Source organism: Microbacterium sp. (genome assembly GCF_031178525.1).
In the GTDB taxonomy this organism is placed as follows: domain Bacteria; phylum Actinomycetota; class Actinomycetes; order Actinomycetales; family Microbacteriaceae; genus Microbacterium.
Genome location: NZ_JAPSJA010000279.1, coordinates 1 through 3,032, shown reverse-complemented (window position 1 = coordinate 3,032; position 3,032 = coordinate 1). Strand labels below are relative to the sequence as shown.

Here is a 3,032-nt window from a genome sequence, read left to right as displayed (position 1 = left end):
CGCGCGCGGCCAAGGCGCTGCTCGGCGTGCTGCCCGACCGTCTCCGCACGTTCGACCGCCTCACCGGCCGTCAGCTGCTCTACTACTTCGGCGTGCTGCGCGGCCTGAAGCCGGACGTCGTCGCCCAGCGGACGGCCGACCTCGCCCGCGCGTTCGACCTCACGGACGCGCTGGGCCGCGTCGTGTCCGACTACTCCGCGGGAATGACGAAGAAGGTCATGCTGGCGGGCGCGATGATCCACTCGCCGCGTCTGCTGGTGCTCGACGAGCCGTTCGAGGCGGTCGATCCGGTGTCGTCGGCGAACATCCTGGACATCCTGAGCACATACGTGTCGCGTGGCGGCACCGTGCTGCTGTCGAGCCACGGCATGGATCTGATCGAGCGCGTCTGCACGCGGGTCGCGGTGATCGTGGCGGGTCAGCTGCTGGCGGAGGGCACGGTCGAGGAGGTGCGCGGCGAACTCACGCTCGAGCAGCGGTTCGTCGAGCTCTCCGGCGAGGCCAGCAGCATGGAGGGTCTCGAGTGGCTGCACACGTTCTCCGACTGAGGCTCGCGCTCCTGGCGGGATCGCTGAGGGGACCCGCGCCGCGCGTCGCGTCGCGCGCGTTCGCTCTTGTCGTGCTCGCCGCTCTTGTCGGCGTGGTCTGCGCCGGCACGCTCACCCTCGTCGACGCGCCCGCCTCGGTCGCGTTCGCGCTGCTCGTGCTCGCCGGATCGGCCATCGCCCTGTCGTTCGCGGCGGCGCCGATCGTGGCAGGCGCGGTCGATCCGCTGGATCCGCGCCGCTTCGCGGTGCTGGGGCTCGAACCGCGACCCCTCGCGTGGGCGCTTGCGGGCGCCGGTTTCCTGAGCGTGCCGACGCTCGCGGTGGTGGCGTTCGACGTGTGCGCGGCGATCGTCTGGAACGCGCACGACGTGCCGGTCGTCGTGAGCGTGCTCGGCGCGATCCTGCATGTCGCGACGTGCGTGATCCTCGCGCGGCTCAGCACCGCCTTCGGCTCCGCGGTGCTGCGACCTCGGCGGACGCGTGAGCTGTCGGGGCTGTTCGTGCTCGGCGTCATCGTGGTGCTCGTGCCCGTGATCGTGTTCCTGTCCTCGCTCGAGTGGGAGGGGCGGGTGCCGAGCGCGCTCGCCACCGCGGCCGAGGTTCTGGGGCGCACGCCGATCGGCGCGGCCGCCGCGCTTCCCGGCGGGCTCGCGCTGAGCGACGGGGGAGCGGCATGGCTGTCCGCGGCGATCGCCGTCGCGACCCTCGGTCTCGCCGCGGGCGGCTGGGTGCTCGTGGTGGATCGCGCGCTCACGACGATCGAGAATCCCGCGGCGGCGAGCGGGCGCGGCGGACTGGGCTGGTTCGCGCTCGTTCCCGGCACGCCCAGCGGCGTGATCGCCGCGCGCGGCCTCGTGTACTGGCTGCGTGACAGCCGCTACATCGTGAACTTCGCCATCATCCCGCTCGCGGGCCTGCTGCCCGCCGTGCCGCTCATCGTCGCGGGCGTGCCGGAGCCGATCGTGGCGCTGGTTCCTGCGCCGATCATCGCGCTGTTCTTCGGCTGGCTGCCGCACAACGACGTCGCGTACGACTCGACCGCCGTGTGGATGCACATCGCCAGCGGCGTGCGCGGCCTCTCCGACCGGATCGGCCGGCTCGTCCCCGTGCTGTTCATCGCGATCCCCGTGCTCGCGATCGCGATCCCGCTGTCCACGGCCGGGTACGGTCGCTGGGCCGTCCTGCCCGCGATCGTGGGTGTCGCCGCGAGCCTGTTCCTCACGGGCCTGGGACTGTCGAGCATCGCCTCGGTCGCTGCGCCGTACGCCGTCTCGCGCCCGGGCGACAGCCCGTTCCAGCAGCCGCAGCGAGCCGAGTCCTCGGGTGTGGCCGCCCAGGCGATGGTGATGCTGGGGACGATCGTGCTCAGCGCGCCGGCGCTCTGGCTCGGGTGGCTGACGATCACCGACGACGTCGCGCACGCCGACGCCGCGATGTGGGCGGGGCTCGGTGTGGGGATCGCCGTGCTGACAGGGGGCGTGGCGCTCGGGTCTTGGATGTTCGAACGCCGCGGCGAGCGGATCATGGCGTTCGCCGGCACCACCTGATCCCGCGAACGGGCGACGTGCCCGGCGTAGACTCGGCCTCTATGAGCACCCCCCTCGACACCCCTGGCGACGGCGGCACGGCCCTTCTCGACCGCGAGCTCGAGAAGCTCCTGGAAGAGGAGAACGTCGAGCCCGGCGACCACGAGCGCTTCTCCCACTACGTGAAGAAGGAGAAGATCCTCGAGTCGGCGCTCACCGGCAAGCCCGTGCGCGCCCTGTGCGGCAAGAAGTGGACGCCGGGACGCGACCCCGAGAAGTTCCCCGTCTGCCCGACCTGCAAGGAGATCTACGAGTCGCTGAACTTGTAGCCCGTCGGAGGCATCGGTCCGGCGAGGTCTGACCTACGCCTCCTCGGCGTCGACGTAGACCGTCGGGATCCCGGGATCGGAGCGGCTGAGGGCGAGCGCGCGCAGCGGCAGCTCCTCGCGCACGCGGAGGTGGTGCTCGCGCGCGTTGCGTACGCCCGCGGCCCCCTCGAATTCCGCGACGGGTTCGCCCTCGACCACGAGCGGCACCTGCAGGGGGCGCGCGTCCGGGTAGTCGGACGGAGCAGCAAGCTGCTCGAAGCCGTCGGCCGCCTCGATCAGCTCCTGGATCGCCACGCCGTTCTCCAGCGTGCGGAACGCGCTCTTGCGTCCGCCCTGCGACCCCTTGCCCTCCGCGGTCTTGGCGACGGAGACCCAGCCGCCGTCCGCGCCCTGGCGCGCCACGAGCTTGTAGACCATGCCCGCCGTGGGATGACCTGATCCGGTCACGACAGACGTGCCGACACCGTACGCGTCGACGGGCGACGCGGCCAGCGCCGCGATCGCATACTCGTCGAGGTCGCTCGTGACGGTGATCCGGGTGTTCACGGCGCCCAGCTCGTCGAGCTGCTGGCGCACCGACGCCGCCACGGTCGGCAGGTCGCCGGAGTCGAGGCGCACGCCGCCGAGCT

The 3,032-nt window shown here is 72.1% G+C and carries 3 protein-coding genes and 1 pseudogene; 3 read left to right on the top strand and 1 reads right to left on the bottom strand.

From position 1 onward, the window contains the following. The 3 genes from RIF89_RS13130 to RIF89_RS13120 form a co-directional block, all read left to right on the top strand. Positions 1–548, top strand: a 548-nt coding sequence (locus tag RIF89_RS13130) for an ABC transporter ATP-binding protein (protein WP_309069542.1), incomplete at its 5' end; no start/stop codon positions are given. Then, the gene (locus RIF89_RS13125) at positions 524–2,095 is read left to right on the top strand and encodes a hypothetical protein (protein ID WP_309069541.1); all 1,572 of its coding nucleotides are present in this window, start codon (positions 524–526) and stop codon (positions 2,093–2,095) included. The genes RIF89_RS13130 and RIF89_RS13125, both read left to right, overlap by 25 nt. 41 nt (positions 2,096–2,136) lie before the next feature. Further along, positions 2,137–2,403 carry a DUF3039 domain-containing protein gene (locus RIF89_RS13120; protein ID WP_309069540.1) on the top strand — a complete coding sequence of 89 codons (267 nt, stop codon included), beginning with the start codon at positions 2,137–2,139 and terminating at the stop codon, positions 2,401–2,403. Between the two features lie 33 nt (positions 2,404–2,436). Here the strand turns inward: RIF89_RS13120 and RIF89_RS13115 are convergent. Continuing rightward, a pseudogene (locus tag RIF89_RS13115) lies at positions 2,437–3,032 on the bottom strand (nicotinate phosphoribosyltransferase); the annotation flags it as partial.